The sequence below is a fragment of the Streptomyces sp. NBC_00996 genome, assembly GCF_045162675.1.
Taxonomy (GTDB): Bacteria; Actinomycetota; Actinomycetes; order Streptomycetales; family Streptomycetaceae; genus Streptomyces.
In genome coordinates this window covers 2448063-2467935 of sequence record NZ_CP108723.1, presented here as the reverse complement: position 1 = coordinate 2467935, position 19873 = coordinate 2448063, and the positions used below count along the sequence as shown (strand labels likewise).

Sequence of the window (19873 nt, the reverse complement as noted above, 5' to 3'; positions counted from 1 at the left end):
CCGCCCGAGCCCTGTCCGGGTTCCGTGTCGCGCCGTGCCTTGTCCGGGTCGCACGGAGCCTTGCGCGGGGTGGATCGCGGCCTGTTCCGGGTGGGCCGCGCCCTTTCCCGGTCGGATCGGGCCGGGTCCAGGACGGACCGCATCCGGTCCGGGTCCGTCCGGCTCAGGCCGCCCGAGCCCTGTCCGGGTTCCGTGTCGCGCCGTGCCTTGTCCGGGTCGCACGGAGCCTTGCGCGGGGTGGATCGCGGCCTGTTCCGGGTGGGCCGCGCCCTTTCCCGGTCGGATCGGGCCGGGTCCGGGTCCGGGTCCGTCCGGCTCAGGCCCACCGGGCCGGGTCCGTCCCCCAACGCCCCGGCGGTCGCGCCCAGTCGGCCGGTCCGCCCGCGAAGGAGACCGGCGGCAGGGCGTACCGCAGCCGTCCGATCCCGCTGTCCCGCTCGGCGAGCCAGGCATCAGGCCGGTCGTACGCCGGCTCCTGCGCCTCCTGCCGCTCGACCGGCCCGGCCTCACCCCGCTCGACCGGCTCCGCCTCACCCCGCCCGGCAGGCCCCGTCCCACCCCGTTCGATCCCGTCCGTGAGCCAGGCCGCCGTGCGCGCCAACGCCAGCCGTACGACGCGGCCGTACCCCTGCTCCGACTGTTCGGTCAGCGCGCGCAGCACGGCCGCCGCCAGCAGATAGCCCGTCCCGTGGTCGAGGGCCTGCGCGGGCAGCGCGCCCGGCTGCTCCGGCGAACCCTCCGTCGCGGCGATCCCGGTGGCCACCTGCACCAGGCTGTCGAAACCCCGCCGCTCACGCCAGGGCCCGTACGCTCCCCACGCCGACAACTGCGCCACGATCAGCCCGGGTTTGCGCTCGGCCAGTGCCTCGGGGGAGAGCCCGAACCGGTCCAGCGCACCGGGCCGGTACCCGGTGACGACGACGTCCGCCGAAGCGAGCAGCTCCTCGAACGTGCTCCGGTCGGTCGCCAGATCCAGCGTCGTCGACCGCTTCCCGAAGCCGGTGTCCGCGTGCGCGTCGGGGTCTTCGGGAAGCTGCGGCGCGTCCACGCGCAGCACGTCCGCGCCCAGCAGGGCGAGTGTGCGGGTGGCGACCGGGCCCGCGATGACCCGGGTCAGGTCCAGGACGCGCACCCCGGCGGCGGGCAGCAGGGGATCGCCGTCGAGCGGGGGGAGCGCACGCGCGTGTGCGGTGTCCACACGTTCGTGCTCGATCAACGGCCGCCCGGCCACCGCGATCCCCTGCTCGTGCGTGGCCCACTCCTTGGCCGTGCGCAGCGCGACGGCCAGGCCCCCGGCGCCGTACACCGTCTCCTCGACCTCCGCCGCGGACCGCCCGGCGAGCAGGCCGGCGACGTCCGAAACCGTCGCATCGTCCGCCAGCCCCAACGCGCCCAGCAGCCTTGCCCGATGATGCGGATAGTTCGCGTGCGTCCGCACCCACCCGTCCGCCGCGCGCCAGAACCGCGACAGCGGCGCGAAACTGACTGGCGCGCGCCCGTCGATCAGCAGATGCCGCTCACTGACGAACGCCGTGGCGACGGCCCCGTCGTCCACCCGTACCCGGGGCACCTCCGCGAGCCCGGCCCGCCGCGCCCCCAGCTCGGCGGCCGCCAGCGCACACGCCCCCACACACCCCCGCCCCAACTCCCGCACGGGCAGCCGGGCCTCCAGCGCGCCCTCCCGTACAACGGCCGAAACCCGGGGAAGCAGCGCGGGATCTCCGCCCAGCCCCTCCCACACGGCAACCATCGGTGAATGTGTCATACAAGCACTATGCCGGGTGGACTCGATCAACATCAGAGGCGGCCGTCCACCACAGGCGTACCTCCTTGCGTACGTCCGTCGGGCGCAGCTCCCATCCCTGGGCGAGGGCGACTTCGGCGACGTAACCCCCGCCGACGCCCCGGTAGACGTGCAGCGGTATCGCGCACTCGACCGGCGGCTTCGCCTTCTTCGGCTTGCGCGGCGCCGAGGCCGCCGCGGTCCACCGGGCGACCGCCTTGTCGACCCGTGCCCTGTAGTACTCGGTGTCGCCCTCGTGCCGCAGCTCGGGCCACCACACGCACCAGGCGGCCAGGTCACCGAGCCGGTCCAGCGTCCGCTCCATGAACGCGCCGAAGTCGTGCTCGACGCGCTCACTGAACGCGGCGATCACCTCCACCAGGAGACCGATCGCGATGAAGGCGAGCGCCGTCGCCACCCACACCACGCACAGCACCGGGACATACACCACGGTCGCGATGAAACGCAGCACCAACTGCCACCCGGGCCTGACGGGTTCAGGAGTCCAGTTCGCGGGATCTTCGTACACATGCATGCCGAAGATCCTGCCGTACGAGACGGCCGGGCCGGGCGGATCGTCCGCCCGGCCCGAACCATCCGCACAAGAGCCCTACTTCGTCACCGCGTCCAACGCGTCCGCCGTGCCCCAGCCGTAGAAGCCGTTGTAGTTCTTCGGCCCCTCGCACACCGCGTCGACCTTGCCGTCGCTGTCGATGTCGTACGGGTCGGTGCACGGTGTGGCGTCGGCCTCCGCGTACAGCAGCGCCTTCACCAGTGCGGCGGGGGCGTGCGGGTGCGTCGACTTGATGAGGGCGGCCACGCCCGCGACATGCGGGGTCGCCATCGACGTACCGGCCATGTAGCCCCATGTGCCGCCGGGGAGCGGGCCCAGGATCAGACCGCTCGTGGCGGGCGGGGCCGGCGTCTGGTAGCGCGTCGAGTCGCCGCCGGGTGCGGCGATGTCGATCACGCCCAGGCCGTAGTTGGAGAAGGACGACTTGATGCCCTTCGCGCCGGTCGCCGCGACCGTGACGACGCCCGGCAGCTGGGTGGGAATGTCATAGCACTTGGACGGGTCGATCACCCGGTCCGACGGGCTTCCGTCGTTCGGGGAGACCGGGTCGGTGATCGAGTCGGCCGCCAGGTCGTAGCTCTCGTTACCCGCCGCCGCGACGTTGACCGCGCCCTTCTTCTCCGCGTACCGCGAGGCACGGGTGATCGCGTCGACCAGGGCCTTCTGGTCCGGGTCGTCCTTGCAGTTGAAGTACCAGGGGTCGGTGTAATAGCTGTTGTTGGTGACGTCGACGCCGTGCTCGGCCGCCCACACGAAGCCGCAGACCACGGCCTCCGTGTAGAAGTAGCCGGCCGTGGTGGCCACCTTGATGCCGGCGACCTTCACCCCCGGCGCGACACCGGTGATGCCGACGCCGTTCTTGGCACCCGCGATCTCACCGGCCACATGCGTGCCGTGCGGGCTCTCCGCGGCGGTGGGCCGCCAGGCCCCGTCGGCCGTGTCCGGCTTGCCCGACACGCAGTTGACGGACGCGTCGCGGTCGAAGTTCGGCGCGATGTCGGGGTGCGTGTCGTCGACGCCGGTGTCGATCACGGCGACGGTGACCTTACTGCTGCCGAGCGTCTTCTCGTGCGCCTTGTCCGCCTTGATGGCGGGCAGGTCCCACTGCAGCGGTTCCAACGGGTCCTGCCCGTCGACCGCTTCGGCGCTCGCGGCTTTCTCCTGCTGGGCGGTGAGCGCCTTCGGCGTGCCCACGTCGGTGGTCGACTGGGCCGGCAGCGGCGCGTTGCGCGTGTTCCCGGCCGATTCCACGCCGTGTACGCCACGCATCGTCTTGGCGAAGTCGGCGTTCGACGAGTGTACGACGATCACACCGATCTGGTCGTACGACGTCACGATGGTGCCGCCCGCCTCGGCGACGGCCTTCTTCACGGAGGCGGAAATGCCGTGTCCGGGGCGGACGTTGACGACATAGCTGAGCGAGGTCGCGTCGGCGGCGGCGACCTGCCGGGGTGCCTCCTGTGCCGACGCGGTGGCGTTCGGCAGGAAGGCGAGGGCCGTCGCCGTGGCCATCCCGAGCGGGATCGCTATGGCGCGACGGGAGCGCTTGTAGGGCGCTGTCATGGAGTCTCCAGTTCGATTCGCGGACGAGCTGTGCGAGCCGTGAGTCCTGAGCCGTGCAGAAGCTCAACCGGCGGTAGACGGCGGTTCGCTTGATCCAACGATCGGCAACGGACTACTTGACCGCTCGCAGCGCGTTCACGATCCCGGATCCGTAGAAGCCGTTCACACGCTTGCCGCCCACGCAGGTGGCGTCCACGACGCCGTCGCCGTCCCCGTCGTACGGGTCGGTCGGGCAACCCGGGTTGTCCGCCTCGGCCTTGAGCAGCGCCTGGAGCTGGGCCGGGGTGGCCTTGGGGTACTTGGACTTCAGCAGCGCCGCTACACCAGCGACGTGCGGCGTCGCCATCGAGGTGCCCTGCAGGAAGCCGTACTGGTTGTTCGGCATCGTGGAGAGGATGCGGCCGTTCATCGACGGTGTGTCCGGGATCTGGAACTTGTCGCCGCCCGGCGCCGCGACGTCGATCACACCGTCGCCGTAGCTGGAGAAGTACGACTTGGCGCCCTTGACGCCCGTCGAGCTCACCGTGACGACGCCCGGCAGCTGGGTCGGCACGTCGAAGCACTTGTGCGGGTCGACCGTACGGGTGACCGGGGTCGAGTCGTCGGGGCTGGATGCGTCGACGAGCGCGTCCGAGTCGAGGTCGTCGTTGGAGTTGCCCGCCGCCGCGACGTTCAGGGTGCCCTTCTTCTGGGCGTACAGCTGGGCCCGGTTCACCGCGTCGACGATGGCCCGCTGGTCGGGGTCGTCCAGGCAGTTGTAGAGCCAGGGGTCCACGTAGTAGCTGTTGTTGGTGATCTCCACGCCGTGGTCGGCAGCGAAGACGAAGGCGCAGACGACGCTCTCCGGGTAGAAGAGCTGGGTGGAGTCCGGCTCGGCCACCGTGATGCCCGCGACCTTCACGCCGGGCGCGACGCCCGCCACGCCGATGCCGTTGCGGGAGGCGGCGATCTCGCCCGCGACATGCGTGCCGTGGTAGTGGTCGGCGTCCACGGGACGCCAGGCGCCGTACGTGGTGTCCGGCTTGCCGCCCACGCAGTTCGCGGACTGCGAGGCGGCGAAGTTCGGGGCGATGTCCGGGTGGGTGTCGTCGACACCCACGTCGATCACGGCGACCGTCACGTTCCTGCTGCCCGGGTTGATCTTCGCGGCTTTGTCGGCGCCTATCGCGCGCAGGTCCCACTGGTCGGCCTCGAAGGGCTCCTCGCCCGTGGTGGCGCTCTGCGAGACCTTGGCGGCCTGCGCGGCCGACAGCACCTGCGCCGCGCCCTCGTCCGTCGTCCCCGCGGGCGTCAGCGGCGCCGTCCGCGTCGCGCCCGCCGACTGCACTCCGCGTACCGCCCGGATCTGCTTCCCGAAGTCCGGGTTGGCGGAATGGACGACGATCACACCGATCTTCTCGTACGCGATGACGACGGTGCCGTCGGCCGCCGCGATCGCACTCTTCACCGACTCGATGGTGCGGTGGTCCGTCTTGGTGTTGACCACGTACGCCAGCTTCGGACCGTCCGTGCTCGTTGCGGCGGCCGCCGTGCGCGGGGCGGCCGACGCGGCGCCCGGCAGGAAGCCGAGCGAGGCGGTGAGCGACAGGACGACCGGCACGGCCAGGGCGAGGCGGCGTCTGGATCGCAGATGAGCCATGGGATCTCCACATCATCCGGAAAACGGAGCTGCCCGAACACAGGTGGTGCTCGGGCAGGTACATGACGGAGTGGTGCAGGCCGAAGCTATCCCCCGCCCGACCTGGCCAGCAATGACTTCCGTCGATGAGTTCCGAAAGAAGTCGGGGGAGTTGAACCGGTCCACGCGTGGCGCCGTGACCTTGAGCAGGGAGCCCGAGGACGATCGAGCCCCCTACTGGATTACGCACAGGAGTCGAATCATCACTTCTGGTCACGTGATCCACATCACTGTGAGGTCAGAACCGCATGTCCGTACCCGAGCCGTCCCCGTCCGCGAGCCCCGACTCGTCCCCGTCCACCGTCGCAACCGCACCCGTAACGCGAGGAGACACTGTGGCCACCGACGCACCGCCACCCTCGAAAGCCGGATCCCCACTCCCCTCCACCGAGGAGTTCGTCGAGGTGCAGGAGGGCGCCGAGTTCGGTGAACTGCGCCGCTCGTACCGCTCCTTCGCCTTCCCGCTGACCGTCGCCTTCATCGCCTGGTACCTGCTGTACGTCCTGCTCTCGAACTACGCGGGCGACTTCATGGGCACCAAGCTCTTCGGCAACATCAACGTCGCCCTGGTGCTCGGTCTCGGCCAGTTCCTCACCACCTTCCTCATCGCCTGGTGGTACTCGCGGCACGCCGCCGCGAAGCTCGACCCCAAGGCCGAGGCCATCAAGTCCCGGATGGAGGGCGACGCATGAACCCCGCGATCACTCTGGCCGCAGGTGAGGCGAGCGAGCACCGGCCGCTGATCATCACCCTGTTCGCGGTGTTCGTCGCCGCGACCCTCGGCATCACCGTGTGGGCCGGCCGCCAGACCAAGAGCGCCGCCGACTTCTACGCGGGCGGGCGCCAGTTCACCGCCTTCCAGAACGGCCTCGCGGTCTCCGGCGACTACATGTCCGCCGCGTCCTTCCTCGGCATCGCGGGCGCGATCGCCCTCTTCGGGTACGACGGCTTCCTGTACTCCATCGGTTTCCTGGTCGCCTGGCTGGTGGCCCTGCTCCTGGTCGCCGAGCCGCTGCGCAACTCAGGCCGGTACACGATGGGCGACGTCCTCGCGTACCGCATGCGCCAGCGCCCGGTCCGAACGGCCGCGGGCACCTCCACGATCGTCGTGTCGATCTTCTACCTGCTGGCCCAGATGGCGGGCGCGGGCGTCCTGGTCTCGCTGCTCCTCGGCATCACCAGCGACGGCGGCAAGGTCGGCATCGTCGCCCTCGTCGGCGTCCTGATGATCGTGTACGTCACCATCGGCGGCATGAAGGGCACCACCTGGGTCCAGATGGTCAAGGCGGTGCTCCTGATCGTCGGCGCCCTGCTGCTCACCTTCCTGGTCATGCTGAAGTTCAACTTCAACATCTCCGACCTGCTCGGCAAGGCGGCCGACAACAGCGGCAAGGGCACGCCCTTCCTGGAGCCCGGCCTCAAGTACGGCGCCACGTCCACGACCAAGCTGGACTTCATTTCCCTGGGCATGGCACTGGTCCTGGGCACCGCCGGCCTGCCGCACATCCTGATCCGCTTCTACACCGTGCCCACGGCCAAGGCCGCGCGGAAGTCGGTGAACTGGGCGATCGGCCTCATCGGCGGCTTCTACCTGATGACCCTCGCGCTCGGCTTCGGCGCCGCCGCGCTGATCAAACCGGAGGAGATCGTCGCCTCCAACAAGGCGGGCAATACGGCGGCACCCCTCCTGGCGCTGCACCTGGGAGGCGTCGACTCCAACTGGGGCGCCATCCTGCTCGCCTCCATCTCGGCCGTCGCCTTCGCCACGATCCTCGCGGTCGTCGCCGGTCTGACACTGGCCTCGTCCTCCTCGTTCGCGCACGACATCTACGCGAACGTCATCAAGAAGGGGCAGGCCACCGAGAAGCAGGAGATCAGCGCCGCGCGCTACGCGACGATCGCCATCGGCGCCGTCTCCATCGGCCTGGGCGCCCTCGCCCGTGACCTGAACGTCGCCGGCCTGGTCGCGCTCGCCTTCGCGGTCGCCGCGTCCGCCAACCTGCCGACGATCCTCTACAGCCTCTTCTGGAAGCGGTTCACCACGCAGGGCGCGCTCTGGTCGATCTACGGCGGTCTGGTCACCGCGGTCGGCCTGGTGCTGTTCTCGCCGGTGGTCTCGGGCAAGCCCACGTCGATGCTCCCTGACGTCGACTTCCACTGGTTCGCGCTGGAGAACCCGGGCATCATCTCGATCCCGGTCGGCTTCCTGCTGGGCTGGCTGGGCACGATCCTGTCCAAGGAGGAGCCGGACACCGGCAAATACGCCGAGCTGGAGGTTCGGTCCCTCACGGGCACGGGAGCGCACTGAGTCCGCACCGCCGACGGCCCCGTCGTAGACGCTGGTAGATCACTACTAGTAGGTCCCTACGACGGGGCCGAGCCGTACCTCGTGGGATCCGGCCGCTGTCGATGTCGGTTCCGTCACGTAGGCTCGCAGGTGTCTGAAAGTTGTGATCCGTATCGAGGGAGGGGGCCCCCGTGCTCATCGACACCTTTGGCCGAGTGGCCACCGACCTACGCGTCTCCCTGACCGACCGATGCAATCTGCGGTGCACGTACTGCATGCCCGAAGAAGGCCTGCAGTGGCTGGCCAAGCCCGATCTGCTCACGGACGACGAGATCGTCCGGCTCATCGAGATAGCCGTCACCAGCCTCGGCATCACCGAGGTCCGCTTCACCGGCGGCGAGCCCCTGCTGCGCCCCGGTCTCGTGGGCATAGTCGAGCGCGTCGCCGCCCTGGAGCCGCGCCCCCAGATGTCCCTGACCACCAACGGCATCGGCCTCAAGCGCACCGCGACCGCCCTGAAGGCAGCGGGCCTGGACCGGGTGAACGTATCGCTGGACACCCTGCGCCCCGACGTCTTCAAGACCCTCACCCGCCGTGACCGCCACAAGGACGTCATCGCGGGCCTCGAAGCCGCGCGCGACGCCGGCCTGACCCCGGTCAAGGTCAACTCGGTACTGATGCCGGGGCTGAACGACGACGAAGCCCCGGACCTGCTGGCCTGGGCGGTGGAGCACGACTACGAGCTCCGCTTCATCGAGCAGATGCCCCTGGACGCCCAGCACGGCTGGAAGCGCGAGGGCATGGTCACCGCCGGTGACATCCTCGCCGCACTGCGCACGCGGTTCGAGCTCACCGAGGAGGGCGCCGCCGAGCGCGGCTCCGCCCCCGCCGAGCGCTGGCTCGTCGACGGCGGCCCGCACCGCGTCGGCGTGATCGCGTCGGTCACCCGCCCGTTCTGCTCGGCCTGCGACCGTACGCGGTTGACGGCCGACGGCCAGGTCCGCACCTGCCTGTTCGCCACCGAGGAGACCGACCTGCGGGCCGCGCTGCGTTCGGGCGCTCCCGACGAGGAGATCGCCCGCATATGGCGGGTCGCGATGTGGGGCAAGAAGGCGGGCTCGGGGCTGGACGACCCCTCGTTCCTGCAGCCGGAGCGCCCGATGTCGGCGATCGGCGGCTGAGCCACACTTCACGGGACTTCGGCGACTGAGCGAACCGCTCGGTGGACTCCGGCGGCTGAGCGAATCCTCCCCGGTGGACTCCGGCGGCTGAGCTAACCCGCGGTGGAATCCGGCGGCCGGGGCTCCTCCCACTCGTCGAGCTTCACGACGTCCTTCAGGAACCCGCGCACACCAAGGAACTTGGACAGATGCTCGCGGTGCTCCTCACACGCGAGCCACGTCTTGCGACGCTCCGGTGTGTGCAGCTTCGGGTTGTTCCAGGCAAGCACCCACACGGCATCGGCACGGCAGCCCTTGGCCGAGCACTGGGGAGTCGCGGGGGAGGAATCGGGGAGCGGGAAAGTCACGGCTCAACCCTAGACGGCCCCCAAAAGGCGACGCCGAGCAGCCACGGGGGGAGCTGCCCGGCGTCGGTCCGTCGCTCCGACGGGGGATGCGGAGCGCGTACGAAGTATGTCACGGGTAACCCGTCGCCCGGCACCGGAACAACATGATTGATCTGAGCTTTTCTTGAGCTTGGTGCGCGGCCGGGTTCCGCTTTCGGAGGATCCTCCGTGGTCAGGTCGGGGTCACGTCAGGTCGTGCGCCGTGCCCCGCAGACGCGTCCCCGAGGTCGGCCGCGACATCTTCCGGGACGTCCTCCGGGACGGATTCCGCGAAGCCGTCCTCACGCGGCGGAGCGATCATCGGACGGGTGGGGACGTTGACGAACGTCGAGGGAAGCGACGGCGCGTTCTCCCGGCCCGCGTTGGCGATCACCACGGCGATATAGGGGAGAACCAGCCCGAGCACCAGCGCGACGATGGCGACATGCCGCTCGACGTTCCACAGCGTGGCGGCGAGGATCACGGCGACCGTCCGGACGGACATCGAGATGACATAGCGGCGCTGCCTGCCCCGTACGTCCTCGTCGAGCCCCTGCCTGGCCCCGGTGATCCGGAAGACCTGGACATTTCTCTGCTTCCGCATCACGTTCCACCACCCGCCTGTGTCGGACGCTCCCCGGTCCGTACCCGGTCCGAACCCGGTTAAGGAAGCAGGCCCGAACGCGTCCCACGTTACGCCGCGGCTGCGTCGCATTCGAGACCGGGTCATGTCCTGACCGGTCGGACATGATGCGTCGTACCGCGTATGGCTCCGCACCACATGCGCCGTATGGCGGGCAGCGCGAGACTGGGCGTACTGCTCGCGCAGAGCCGTACTAGGAGGCAGACATGGGCTGGTTGTGGGCGATCATCGTCGGGTTCGTGCTGGGCCTGATCGCCAAGGCGATCATTCCGGGAAAGCAGCACAGCCCGCTCTGGCTGACCACCATCTTCGGCATCCTCGGCGCGATCGTCGGCAACGCGGTCGCCCGTGCGGTCGGCGTGGAGGCCACCGCCGGCATCGACTGGATGCGGCATCTGTTCCAGCTCGTGGCCGCGATCATCATCGTGTTCCTGGGGGACATGCTCTACATGGCGGTCCGGGGCAACAAGGTGAAGGCCTGACGGCACGACCCGACGGTTCGGCGGTGCGACCGGCAGGCGTGGCGGTACGACGTAGGGGACGGCCCGTGACGGAGCCGCCCCCTACGTGCATGCTCGGACTCAGCCGCCCGTGACCTCCACCGCGGCAAGGTTCTTCTTGCCCCGGCGCAGCACCAGCCAGCGCCCCTGCAGCAGGTCCTCCTCGGCGGGGGTCGCGTCCTCGGCGGCGACCTTCACGTTGTTCACGTACGCCCCGCCCTCCTTGACCGTGCGGCGCGCGGCGGACTTGCTGGCCACCAGGCCGACCTCCGCGAAGAGGTCCACGACGAGACCGAGCTCGGCGACCTGGATGTGCGGCACCTCGGAGAGGGCCGCGGCCAGCGTCTTCTCGTCGAGTTCGGCCAGCTCGCCCTGGCCGAAGAGGGCCTTGGACGCGGCGATCACGGCGGCCGTCTGGTCGGCGCCGTGCACCAGCGTCGTCAGCTCCTCGGCCAGTGCGCGCTGCGCGGCGCGGGCCTGGGGGCGCTCCTCGGTCTGCTTCTCCAGCTCTTCGAGTTCCTCGCGGGACTTGAAGGACAGGATCCGCATGTACGTCGAGACGTCCCGGTCGTCCACGTTCAGCCAGAACTGGTAGAACGCGTACGGCGTCGTCATCTCGGGGTCGAGCCAGATGGCGCCGCCCTCGGTCTTGCCGAACTTGGTGCCGTCCGCCTTGGTCATCAGCGGCGTCGCCAGCGCGTGCACATTGGCGTGCGGCTCCAGGCGGTGGATCAGATCCAGGCCCGCGGTGAGGTTGCCCCACTGGTCGCTGCCGCCCTGCTGCAGCGTGCAGCCGTGGCGTCGGTACAGCTCCAGGAAGTCCATGCCCTGCAGCAGCTGGTAGCTGAACTCCGTGTAGCTGATGCCTTCCTCGGACTCCAGGCGCCGGGCCACGGAGTCCTTCGTCAGCATCTTGTTCACGCGGAAGTGTTTGCCGATGTCCCGCAGGAACTCGATGGCCGACAGGCCGGCCGTCCAGTCGAGGTTGTTCACCATGACCGCGGCGTTCTCGCCCTCGAAGGACAGGAACGGCTCGATCTGTGAGCGCAGCCGGGTCACCCAGTTCGCGATGGTCTCCGGGTCGTTCAGCGTGCGCTCCGCCGTCGGGCGCGGGTCACCGATCTGGCCCGTCGCGCCGCCGACCAGGGCGAGCGGGCGCAGGCCCGCCTGCTGAAGGCGGCGCATGGTCAGGACCTGCACCAGGTGGCCGACGTGCAGGCTGGCCGCGGTCGGGTCGAAGCCGCAATAGAACGTGACGGGACCGTCCGCGAGCGCCTTGCGCAAAGCATCTTCGTCAGTGGACAGGGCGAACAGACCCCGCCACTTCAGCTCGTCGACGATGTCCGTCACGGTTCTCGTATCTCCTTCAGCGGTCTCGTAATCAGGTACGAGGTTATACGCCCTGACTGACAGAGCTCATATTGAAGTCCGGCACCCGCAGGGCCGGCATCGCAGCCCTAGTGAACCAGTCGCTCCACTCCCGCGGCAGCGTCTTTTCCGTCCGCCCCGCCTCCGTGGCCCGGCCCAGCAGGTCCACCGGCGACTCGTTGAACCGGAAGTTGTTCACCTCACCGACTACCTGGCCGTTTTCGACGAGGTAGACGCCGTCCCGGGTCAGCCCGGTCAGCAGCAGCGTCGCCGGGTCGACTTCACGGATGTACCAGAGGCAGGTCAGCAGCAGGCCGCGCTCGGTGGCGGCGACCATCTCCTCCAGGGAACGGTCCGCGCCGCCGTCCAGGACGAGGTTGCCGATCGACGGCGTCACCGGAAGCCCGGTCAGGCCCGCGCTGTGCCGGGTGGTCGACAGGTGCTTCAGCTCGCCCTCGCGGATCCACTCGGTGGCCGTGAGCGGCAGCCCGTTGTCGAACACGGACGCGTCGTCGCCGGAGGAGTGCGCGAGGACGAACGGGGCGGTCTCCAGGCCCGGCTCGTTCGGGTCGCTGCGCAGCGACAGCGGCAGCTCGGTGAACTTCTCGCCGACTCGAGTGCCGCCACCCGGCTTGCTGAAGACCGTCCGGCCCTCCGCCGCGTCCCGGGCCGCCGCCGACCACATCTGGTAGATCAGCAGGTCCGCGACGGCGGTCGGCGGCAGCAGCGTCTCGTAGCGCCCCGCGGGCAGGTCGATGCGCCGCTCGGCCCAGCCGAGTCGTACCGCCAGCTCCGCGTCCAGCGCCGCCGGGTCGACGTCCTTGAAGTCCCGCGTGGACCGCCCGGCCCACGCCGAGCGCGTACGGTCCGGCGACTTCGCGTTGAGCTCCAGCGTGCCCTTGGGCTGGTCGTGCCGCAGACGCAGCCCCGTCGACGTACCGAGATAGCTGGAGACGAGTTCGTGGTTGGCGAACCCGTAGAGCTCGCGGCCGCCGACACGCGCGCGTGCGAACGATTCGCCGAGCGCCGGCGCGAAGTCCGCGAAGACGGCGGACGAGGTCTCGGCGGGCGCGTCCGTGAAGTCGGGGGACTCCGGCACACCGGTGATCAGCGGCTGGGCGTCCTCTGCGGGACCCGCGCCACGCGCGGCGGCCTCGGCGGCCCGCACCAGCGGCTCCAGCTCGTCGGCGGTCACCGCCGAGCGCGAGACGACCCCGGCCGCCGTGCCCTCGCGGCCGTCGACAGTGGCGATCACGGTCAGCGTGCGCCCGCGCGTGACCCCGTTCGTGGTCAGCGCGTTGCCGGCCCAGCGCAGGTTGGCGGTCGACTCCTCGTCGGCGATCACCACGCAGCCGTCGGCCCGGGAGAGGTCGAGGGCGCGCTCGACGACCTCGTGCGGCTTGTTGGTGCGAGCACTCATCGACCGGCCTCCTGCGTGGTGTTGAGGATGTTGACACCCTTGAAGAGGGCGGACGGGCAGCCGTGCGAGACCGCCGCGACCTGGCCCGGCTGGGCCTTGCCGCAGTTGAAGGCACCGCCCAGGACATAGGTCTGCGGGCCGCCCACCGCGGCCATCGAACCCCAGAAGTCGGTGGTCGTCGCCTGGTACGCGACATCGCGCAGCTGACCGGTGATCCGACCGTTCTCGATCTTGAAGAAGCGCTGCCCGGTGAACTGGAAGTTGTAGCGCTGCATGTCGATGGACCAGGACCGGTCCCCGACGACGTAGATGCCGCGGTCGACGCCCCCGATGAGATCCTCCGTCGACATCCCGGCCGGATCCGGCTGCAGGGACACATTGGCCATGCGCTGCACGGGCACATGCCCGGGGGAGTCGGCGTACGCGCACCCGTTGGACCGCTCGAAGCCGGTCAGTTTCGCGATGCGCCGGTCCAGCTGGTACCCGACGAGCGTCCCGTCCTTGACGAGGTCCCAGGACTGCCCTGCCACCCCCTCGTCGTCGTAGCCGATGGTCGCGAGGCCGTGCTCGGCGGTCCGGTCACCGGTGACGTTCATCAGCTCGGAGCCGTACCTCAGCTTGCCCAGCTGGTCGAAGGTGGCGAAGGAGGTCCCGGCGTACGCGGCCTCGTAGCCGAGCGCCCGGTCCAGCTCGGTGGCGTGGCCGATGGACTCGTGGATGGTCAGCCACAGGTTGGAGGGGTCGACGACGAGGTCGTACACGCCCGACTCGACGCTCGGCGCCCGCATCTTCTCTGCCAGCAGCTCCGGGATCTGCCCGAGTTCGGACTCCCAGTCCCAGCCTGTGCCCATCAGGTACTCCCAGCCGCGCCCGACCGGCGGCGCGAGGGTCCGCATCGAGTCGAACTCGCCGCTGGACTCGTCGACGGACACGGCGGTGAGCTGTGGGTGCAGCCGCACACGCTGCTGCGTGGTCACGGTCCCGGCGGTGTCGGCGTAGAACTTGTTCTCGTGCACGGTCAGCAGCGAGGCGTCGACGTGATCGACGCCGTCGGCCGCCAGCAGCCGAGCGCTCCAGTCCGCGAGGAGCCCCGCCTTCTCCTTGTCCGGTACGGAGAACGGGTCGATGTCGTACGAGGAGATCCACGACTTCTCGGCGTGCACCGGCTCGTCCGCCAGCTCCACCCGCTCGTCGGACCCGGCCGCCTTGATCACCTGGGCCGACAGCTTCGCCATCGCCACGGCCTGCGACGCCACCTTCGCCGCGGCGTCCATCGTCAGATCCACGCCCGACGCGAACCCCCAGGTCCCGCCGTGCACCACCCGCACCGCATACCCCAGATCCGTGGTGTCCGACGACCCGGCGGGCTTGGCGTCCCGCAGCCGCCAGGCCGCGCTGCGCACCCGCTCGAACCGGAAGTCCGCGTGCTCGGCGCCCAGCGCCCGCGCCCGCGCGAGCGCGGCGTCGGCCAGGGCGCGCAGCGGTAGCGCCGTGAAGGCTTCGTCGATGGAATGAGGCACCGAGGTCTCCCTGCTGTCGTGGCCCGTCGGGTCCGATCATGTCGCGCGGGCGGGTCCGGCGGCCACGTCTTTCCCGGGCGGGCCGCAACTTTCGGTCGACCGACCACGGCTTTCTGTAGGGATCCGACAGTCAGTCCCCGGTCCCACTGTTGGTGCCCGATTCTCCGCACGGCGGACCGGACCGATAGGTTTTCGATGAAGGCGCCTGTCTTGCAGGGGTTCCATTCCGCTATCGAAAGGGTGATCCGTTGAGCCGCTCGGTTCTCGTCACCGGAGGCAACCGGGGCATCGGCCTCGCCATCGCCCGCGCGTTCGCCGATGCCGGCGACAAGGTCGCGATCACATACCGCTCCGGTGAGCCGCCGGCCGGCTTCCTCGCCGTCAAGTGCGACATCACCGACACCGAGCAGGTGGAGCAGGCCTACAAGGAGATCGAGGCCGAGCACGGCCCGGTCGAGGTCCTCGTCGCCAACGCCGGCGTCACCAAGGACCAGCTGCTGATGCGCATGTCCGAGGAGGACTTCACCTCGGTCATCGACACCAACCTCACCGGCGCCTTCCGCGTCGTCAAGCGCGCCAACCGCGGCATGCTGCGCGCCAAGAAGGGCCGCGTCGTCCTCATCTCGTCGGTCGTCGGGCTGCTCGGCTCGGCGGGGCAGGCGAACTACGCCGCCTCCAAGGCCGCCCTGGTCGGTTTCGCCCGCTCGCTCGCACGGGAGCTGGGCTCGCGCAACATCACGTTCAACGTCGTCGCGCCCGGTTTCGTCGACACGGACATGACCCAGGCGCTCAACGACGAGCAGCGTGCGAACATCGTGTCGCAGGTGCCGCTGGGCCGGTACGCGCAGCCCGAGGAGATCGCCGCGACGGTGCGGTTCCTCGCCTCGGACGACGCCTCGTACATCACTGGAGCCGTCATCCCCGTTGACGGCGGACTGGGAATGGGTCACTGAACACCATGAGCGGAATTCTCGAGGGCAAGCGCGTCCTGATCACCGGTGTGCTGATGGAGTCCTCCATCGCCTTCCACACCGCCAAGCTGGCCCAGGAGCAGGGCGCCGAGATCATCCTGACCGCGTTCCCGCGGCCCACGCTGACCGAGCGCATCGCCAAGAAGCTTCCCAAGCCCACCAAGGTCATCGAGCTCGACGTCACCAACGACGAGCACCTCGCCCGCCTGGCCGACATCGTCGGTGAGGAGCTGGGCAGCCTCGACGGCGTCGTCCACTCCATCGGCTTCGCGCCGCAGGACGCCCTCGGTGGCAACTTCCTGAACACGCCCTTCGAGTCGGTGGCCACGGCCATGCACGTCTCGGCGTTCTCCCTGAAGTCGCTGACCATGGCCTGCCTGCCGCTGATGCAGAACGGCGGCTCGGTCGTCGGCCTCACCTTCGACGCTCAGTACGCCTGGCCGCAGTACGACTGGATGGGCCCGGCCAAGGCCGCACTGGAGGCCACCAACCGTTACCTCGCCCGCGACCTGGGCAAGCAGAACGTGCGCTCCAACCTCATCTCGGCGGGCCCGATCGGCTCGATGGCCGCGAAGTCCATCCCGGGCTTCAGCGAGCTCGCCGCGGTGTGGGACTCCCGCGCGCCCCTGGAGTGGGACCTCAAGGACCCGGAGCCGGCCGGTCGCGGTGTCGTCGCTCTTCTGAGTGACTGGTTCCCGAAGACCACGGGCGAGATCATCCACGTGGACGGCGGTCTGCACGCCATCGGCGCCTGATTTCCTCCGCGAGGCCGACGCCCCGTTTCCCGCAGTGTGCGGGGACCGGGGCGTCGCCCATTTGGCCCATCCGGTCGGGCGGCCCGGCCCCCATACCGCGCACGCTGGGAGTACGCACCGCCCCGCAGCCGTACGGCCGAGGAGGTCCCCTTGTGCGCCTGTCCCGCCGCTTCGCCCCGGTGTTCGCCGCTGTCGCTCTGGTGATGGCTCTGCCGTACGACGCCACACCCCACGCGCGCGTGGGGGCCGGAAAACCCGTTGGCCCGCAGCTCTTCGGCGCCGAGTGCCGCACCAGCGTCACCGGCTCCCGCGTGGTCGCCTACTGCCACAACCCGTACCCGGAGACCGACCGGGTCAGCCTGCACATCGAGTGCGCCCGCTGGTGGGACCTCGACACCGACAGCACCCTCGTCGACACCGCGCCCGCCGCCACGGTGCGGCTCACCGGCCGGTGCTGGAAGGAGATCCGCTCGGTCTGGATCAGCCACCAGAGGTGAGGTCCGGGCCCTGCACGCCGAGCCGTCCCGGCCGGCACAGGAACGGATAGCCCGCGGCCTCCGTCGCGGCTGCCTGCGCGTCGCCCGCCCGGATCGCGTCGACGAGCCGGGCGTGGTCCATGTACGTCTCCGGGGTCAGCTCCTTGCCGACGTCCTCGCGCAGCCAGTCACGCAGCACCTCGCCCAGGTCCGCGTACATCGCCGTCATGACGTCGTTGTGGGACGCGGCCACCACCGCCAGGTGGAACGTCGCGTCGGCGGTCACGAAGGCCTCAGCGTCGCCCGACTCCCACGCTTCCTCCCGGCGCGCGAGGAGCGCGTCCAGCTGCTTCAGATCGCGCTCGGTGCGCCGCTCGGCGGCCAGCTTCGCGGCGCTCGACTCCAAGGTGGAGCGCAGTTCGGCGATGTGCCGCGGGTCGGCGTCCGCGAAGCGGCGGTGCATCACGCCCGCCAGCTCGCTGGTCGCCACGACGTAAGTGCCGGACCCCTGGCGGATGTCGAGCAGTCCGTTGTGGGCGAGGGCGCGGACGGCCTCTCGGACCGTGTTGCGGGCGACGCCGAGTTGCTCGACCAGCTCGGGCTCGGTGGGGATGCGGGAGCCCACTGGCCACTCGCCCGAGGTGATCTGGTTCCGCAGCTCGGCGATGACCTGCTCGGACAGCGCCGAACGGCGGGGGTGGGTCAGCGGCATGGCGGTCCTTCGTACGGGCGGCACGGGGTGGTCGGTCACGCGGGCCGGAGGCTCCGGAGATCAACGCAAGGGGATGGGACCGCCAATCATCCCATGATTCTATGATGGGCGACATGACTGGCGAGGAGACCCGGACGATGACGTCCACACCGATACGCAGCTCCGTCGAGAGCGTGGAGCCCCCGTCGTCGTCCACGCGCGCGTGGACGACGCGACTCGTGGTCGTCGGCATCGTCCTCACCGCGCTCAACCTGCGCCCGGCCATCACCAGCCTCGGCGCCCTCCTCGAAGAAGTGCGCGACGGACTCGGCATGAGCGGCAGCGTCGCCGGACTGCTCACCTCCGTACCGCCGCTCTGCTTCGCAGTCTTCGGTGTCATGGCACCGCGGCTCGCCCGCCGCTTCGGGCCCGGCGCGGTCGTCTGCGCGGGCATGGTCGCCATCACGGCGGGCCTGGCGATCCGGCCGTACGCCGGGAACACGGCCGGCTTCCTGGCCGCCAGCGCCCTCGCCCTCATGGGCATCGCCGTCAGCAACGTCCTGATGCCGGTGATCGTCAAGCGCTGGTTCCCGGACCGGGTCGGCTCCATGACCGGCCTGTACTCGATGGCGCTCGCACTCGGCACCTCGGCCGCCGCCGCGGTGACCGTGCCCATGACCGACGCCCTGGGCGGCAGCTGGAAGTCCGGGCTAGCGGTGTGGGCGGGGCTCGCGGCGGCGGCCGTGGCGCCGTGGATTGTGCTCGTACGCGCGCGGGGTGCCGATTCCGAGGACGGTGCCGCCGGTCGGCGTACCGATGCGGGGACCGGCGCCGGCGGCCGGAGTCACGGTACCCGGACCGGCACACCCGCTCGACAGGAGCCCGACGGGCTGCGCATCACCCGCAGCCCTACCGCCTGGGCGCTCGCCGTCTTCTTCGGGCTCCAGGCCACCGCCGCGTACATCACGATGGGCTGGATGGCGCAGATCTTCCGCGACGCCGGAGTCGCGGCCGGGACCGCCGGACTGCTTCTCGCGGTCACCATGGTGATGGGCGTGCCGCTGGCCTTCGTCATCCCGCGTCTCGCCACGCGGCTGCCCCATCAGGGGCCGATCGTGGTCGTGCTCGGCGCCTGCGGACTCGCCGGATACGCGGGCCTGTATTTCGCCCCGGCGACCGGCGCGTGGGCCTGGGCCCTGCTGCTCGGCGTCTCCAACTGCGCCTTCCCATTGGCCCTCACCATGGTCGGCATGCGGGCCAGGACCGGCGCGGGCGTCGCCAAGCTCTCGGCGTTCGCCCAGAGCACCGGCTATCTCCTCTCGATCCCGGGCCCCCTGCTGGTGGGCGTGCTCTACCAGCACAGCGGCGGCTGGGGCCTGCCGCTCGCGCTCATGGCCGGGCTGATGATCCCGCAGATCGGGGTCGGCATTCTGGCGGGCCGCAACCGCACGGTGGAGGACGAGGCCGCGCACCGACCCCACCCCTGAGGGGGCGGACGAAGGGTGCGAGACTGGCCGTATGCCAGTGCTCGAACCGAACCCCCAGAACGGCCAGAAGAAGATGCTGCTCGTCTTCGGCACGTTCCTCGCCATCACCGTGATCATCGGCATCATCGCGACGATCGCCTCGCCCTGACCTGCCCGACCGCCACCGGTGGTAGGGCTAACCCCCCCATCCCCTAGGGGGTGAGTGTCAGGGGTAAGTGGGTGGATCACCGGATGGGTTGCGGGCTGCGCATTCCGTAACTTCGAGATGTGGCCGCGAGGACGCGGACCACCGAGCACTCGAAGCCACGGAGGCGTCATGTCGGCCCGTACGTACACCCGGCCCCATCCGGCGACCTCGGGCCGCGTCGACATCCGGCTGCCCTGGTGGGCCCTCGCCCTGCCGACGCTCGCCTTCGTCACTCTGCTGCTCCTGATACTCAACCCGGTGGACGCGCACGCCGCGGGCGGCGACCCGGCGATCACCCAGGTCTTCGAGCACGTCCAGCACACGATGCTGCACCAGGCGCCCTGAGCTCCCCCGACGGGCCATGCCGGACTGCCCGATCACCCCTGCTGGGGGAGCGCGCCAACTCCCTGCGCCACATGGCCTG

General features: G+C 70.1%; 20 protein-coding genes. 10 read left to right on the top strand and 10 right to left on the bottom strand.

The window, feature by feature from the left end; translation table 11 throughout:
* Positions 1 to 316: 316 nt before the first annotated feature.
* The 4 genes from OG390_RS11765 to OG390_RS11750 all read right to left on the bottom strand — a co-directional run bounded on the left by OG390_RS11765 (position 317) and on the right by OG390_RS11750 (position 5559).
* Positions 317 to 1765, bottom strand: a complete 1449-nt coding sequence (locus OG390_RS11765; RefSeq protein WP_406167263.1) for a CoA transferase — start codon at positions 1763 to 1765, stop codon at positions 317 to 319.
* 7 nt (positions 1766 to 1772) lie between these two features.
* Entirely contained in the window at positions 1773 to 2318 is a 546-nt protein-coding gene (locus OG390_RS11760; RefSeq protein ID WP_406167262.1) for a hypothetical protein, read from the bottom strand.
* Positions 2319 to 2393: 75 nt separating this feature from the next.
* Entirely contained in the window at positions 2394 to 3920 is a 1527-nt protein-coding gene (locus tag OG390_RS11755; protein WP_406167260.1) for a S8 family peptidase, read from the bottom strand.
* Between the two features lie 112 nt (positions 3921 to 4032).
* The gene (locus OG390_RS11750) at positions 4033 to 5559 is read right to left on the bottom strand and encodes a S8 family serine peptidase (protein WP_406167258.1); all 1527 of its coding nucleotides are present in this window, start codon (positions 5557 to 5559) and stop codon (positions 4033 to 4035) included.
* A gap of 374 nt (positions 5560 to 5933) precedes the next feature.
* Here OG390_RS11750 and OG390_RS11745 point away from each other — a divergent pair, with 374 nt between their 5' ends.
* From OG390_RS11745 to moaA, 3 genes are all read left to right on the top strand, one after another.
* Positions 5934 to 6290: a DUF485 domain-containing protein gene (locus OG390_RS11745; RefSeq protein ID WP_399077426.1), complete on the top strand. Its 357-nt coding sequence runs from the start codon at positions 5934 to 5936 to the stop codon at positions 6288 to 6290.
* Positions 6287 to 7906, top strand: a complete 1620-nt coding sequence (locus tag OG390_RS11740) for a cation acetate symporter (RefSeq protein WP_406167256.1) — start codon at positions 6287 to 6289, stop codon at positions 7904 to 7906. Before OG390_RS11745 ends, OG390_RS11740 begins: the two co-directional genes overlap by 4 nt.
* A 170-nt stretch (positions 7907 to 8076) precedes the next feature.
* Positions 8077 to 9066: a GTP 3',8-cyclase MoaA gene (gene moaA / locus OG390_RS11735; protein WP_399077422.1), complete on the top strand. Its 990-nt coding sequence runs from the start codon at positions 8077 to 8079 to the stop codon at positions 9064 to 9066.
* 92 nt (positions 9067 to 9158) lie between these two features.
* On the opposite strand, the gene OG390_RS11730 is transcribed toward moaA, so the two are convergent.
* A complete protein-coding gene (locus OG390_RS11730; RefSeq protein ID WP_406167254.1) occupies positions 9159 to 9413 on the bottom strand; it encodes a hypothetical protein in 255 nt (84 codons plus the stop codon).
* 211 nt (positions 9414 to 9624) lie between these two features.
* The gene (locus tag OG390_RS11725) at positions 9625 to 10035 is read right to left on the bottom strand and encodes a DUF3099 domain-containing protein (protein WP_406167252.1); all 411 of its coding nucleotides are present in this window, start codon (positions 10033 to 10035) and stop codon (positions 9625 to 9627) included.
* 245 nt (positions 10036 to 10280) lie between these two features.
* Here OG390_RS11725 and OG390_RS11720 point away from each other — a divergent pair, with 245 nt between their 5' ends.
* Positions 10281 to 10556 (top strand): GlsB/YeaQ/YmgE family stress response membrane protein, encoded by a 276-nt coding sequence (locus tag OG390_RS11720; protein WP_399077416.1) that lies wholly within the window; start codon positions 10281 to 10283, stop codon positions 10554 to 10556.
* A gap of 99 nt (positions 10557 to 10655) precedes the next feature.
* Here the strand turns inward: OG390_RS11720 and tyrS are convergent, their stop codons facing one another.
* From tyrS to OG390_RS11705, 3 genes are read right to left on the bottom strand one after another with little or no spacing between them, the layout of a single operon-like run.
* The gene (gene tyrS, locus OG390_RS11715; protein ID WP_406167250.1) at positions 10656 to 11924 is read right to left on the bottom strand and encodes a tyrosine--tRNA ligase; all 1269 of its coding nucleotides are present in this window, start codon (positions 11922 to 11924) and stop codon (positions 10656 to 10658) included.
* 43 nt (positions 11925 to 11967) lie between these two features.
* Entirely contained in the window at positions 11968 to 13362 is a 1395-nt protein-coding gene (locus OG390_RS11710) for a metallopeptidase TldD-related protein (protein ID WP_406167248.1), read from the bottom strand.
* Positions 13359 to 14882: a TldD/PmbA family protein gene (locus tag OG390_RS11705; RefSeq protein WP_406167246.1), complete on the bottom strand. Its 1524-nt coding sequence runs from the start codon at positions 14880 to 14882 to the stop codon at positions 13359 to 13361. The genes OG390_RS11710 and OG390_RS11705 overlap by 4 nt, the downstream gene beginning before the upstream one ends.
* A 248-nt stretch (positions 14883 to 15130) precedes the next feature.
* Between OG390_RS11705 and fabG the strand changes: the two genes are divergently transcribed.
* The 3 genes from fabG (at position 15131) to OG390_RS11690 (ending at position 17105) form a co-directional block, all read left to right on the top strand.
* Positions 15131 to 15835 carry a 3-oxoacyl-[acyl-carrier-protein] reductase gene (gene fabG / locus OG390_RS11700; protein ID WP_406167245.1) on the top strand — a complete coding sequence of 235 codons (705 nt, stop codon included), beginning with the start codon at positions 15131 to 15133 and terminating at the stop codon, positions 15833 to 15835.
* 5 nt (positions 15836 to 15840) lie between these two features.
* Positions 15841 to 16608, top strand: coding sequence for an enoyl-ACP reductase FabI (fabI, locus tag OG390_RS11695; RefSeq protein ID WP_406167243.1), 768 nt, complete (start codon positions 15841 to 15843; stop codon positions 16606 to 16608).
* Positions 16609 to 16760: 152 nt separating this feature from the next.
* Positions 16761 to 17105 carry a hypothetical protein gene (locus OG390_RS11690; RefSeq protein WP_399077403.1) on the top strand — a complete coding sequence of 115 codons (345 nt, stop codon included), beginning with the start codon at positions 16761 to 16763 and terminating at the stop codon, positions 17103 to 17105.
* On the opposite strand, the gene OG390_RS11685 is transcribed toward OG390_RS11690, so the two are convergent.
* Positions 17089 to 17796 (bottom strand): FadR/GntR family transcriptional regulator, encoded by a 708-nt coding sequence (locus OG390_RS11685; RefSeq protein ID WP_406177621.1) that lies wholly within the window; start codon positions 17794 to 17796, stop codon positions 17089 to 17091. The genes OG390_RS11690 and OG390_RS11685 overlap by 17 nt on opposite strands.
* Positions 17797 to 17897: 101 nt before the next feature.
* Here OG390_RS11685 and OG390_RS11680 point away from each other — a divergent pair, with 101 nt between their 5' ends.
* From OG390_RS11680 to OG390_RS11670, 3 genes are all read left to right on the top strand, one after another.
* Positions 17898 to 19262, top strand: a complete 1365-nt coding sequence (locus OG390_RS11680) for a CynX/NimT family MFS transporter (RefSeq protein WP_406167241.1) — start codon at positions 17898 to 17900, stop codon at positions 19260 to 19262.
* Positions 19263 to 19293: 31 nt separating this feature from the next.
* A complete protein-coding gene (locus tag OG390_RS11675) occupies positions 19294 to 19410 on the top strand; it encodes an SGM_5486 family transporter-associated protein (protein WP_369245614.1) in 117 nt (38 codons plus the stop codon).
* 168 nt (positions 19411 to 19578) lie between these two features.
* Entirely contained in the window at positions 19579 to 19794 is a 216-nt protein-coding gene (locus OG390_RS11670; protein ID WP_406167239.1) for a hypothetical protein, read from the top strand.
* Positions 19795 to 19873: the final 79 nt, after the last annotated feature.

What these genes read in the sequence shown, in the direction of transcription:
- OG390_RS11765 (WP_406167263.1), bottom strand. Translation starts at nt 1,765, where the DNA reads ATGACACATTCACCGATGGTTGCCGTGTGGGAGGGGCTGGGCGGAGAT.
- OG390_RS11760 (WP_406167262.1), bottom strand. Translation starts at nt 2,318, where the DNA reads ATGCATGTGTACGAAGATCCCGCGAACTGGACTCCTGAACCCGTCAGG.
- OG390_RS11755 (WP_406167260.1), bottom strand. Translation starts at nt 3,920, where the DNA reads ATGACAGCGCCCTACAAGCGCTCCCGTCGCGCCATAGCGATCCCGCTC.
- OG390_RS11750 (WP_406167258.1), bottom strand. Translation starts at nt 5,559, where the DNA reads ATGGCTCATCTGCGATCCAGACGCCGCCTCGCCCTGGCCGTGCCGGTC.
- OG390_RS11740 (WP_406167256.1), top strand. Translation starts at nt 6,287, where the DNA reads ATGAACCCCGCGATCACTCTGGCCGCAGGTGAGGCGAGCGAGCACCGG.
- OG390_RS11725 (WP_406167252.1), bottom strand. Translation starts at nt 10,035, where the DNA reads ATGCGGAAGCAGAGAAATGTCCAGGTCTTCCGGATCACCGGGGCCAGG.
- OG390_RS11720 (WP_399077416.1), top strand. Translation starts at nt 10,281, where the DNA reads ATGGGCTGGTTGTGGGCGATCATCGTCGGGTTCGTGCTGGGCCTGATC.
- OG390_RS11710 (WP_406167248.1), bottom strand. Translation starts at nt 13,362, where the DNA reads ATGAGTGCTCGCACCAACAAGCCGCACGAGGTCGTCGAGCGCGCCCTC.
- fabI (WP_406167243.1), top strand. Translation starts at nt 15,841, where the DNA reads ATGAGCGGAATTCTCGAGGGCAAGCGCGTCCTGATCACCGGTGTGCTG.
- OG390_RS11685 (WP_406177621.1), bottom strand. Translation starts at nt 17,796, where the DNA reads ATGCCGCTGACCCACCCCCGCCGTTCGGCGCTGTCCGAGCAGGTCATC.
- OG390_RS11680 (WP_406167241.1), top strand. Translation starts at nt 17,898, where the DNA reads ATGATGGGCGACATGACTGGCGAGGAGACCCGGACGATGACGTCCACA.
- OG390_RS11675 (WP_369245614.1), top strand. Translation starts at nt 19,294, where the DNA reads ATGCCAGTGCTCGAACCGAACCCCCAGAACGGCCAGAAGAAGATGCTG.
- OG390_RS11670 (WP_406167239.1), top strand. Translation starts at nt 19,579, where the DNA reads ATGTCGGCCCGTACGTACACCCGGCCCCATCCGGCGACCTCGGGCCGC.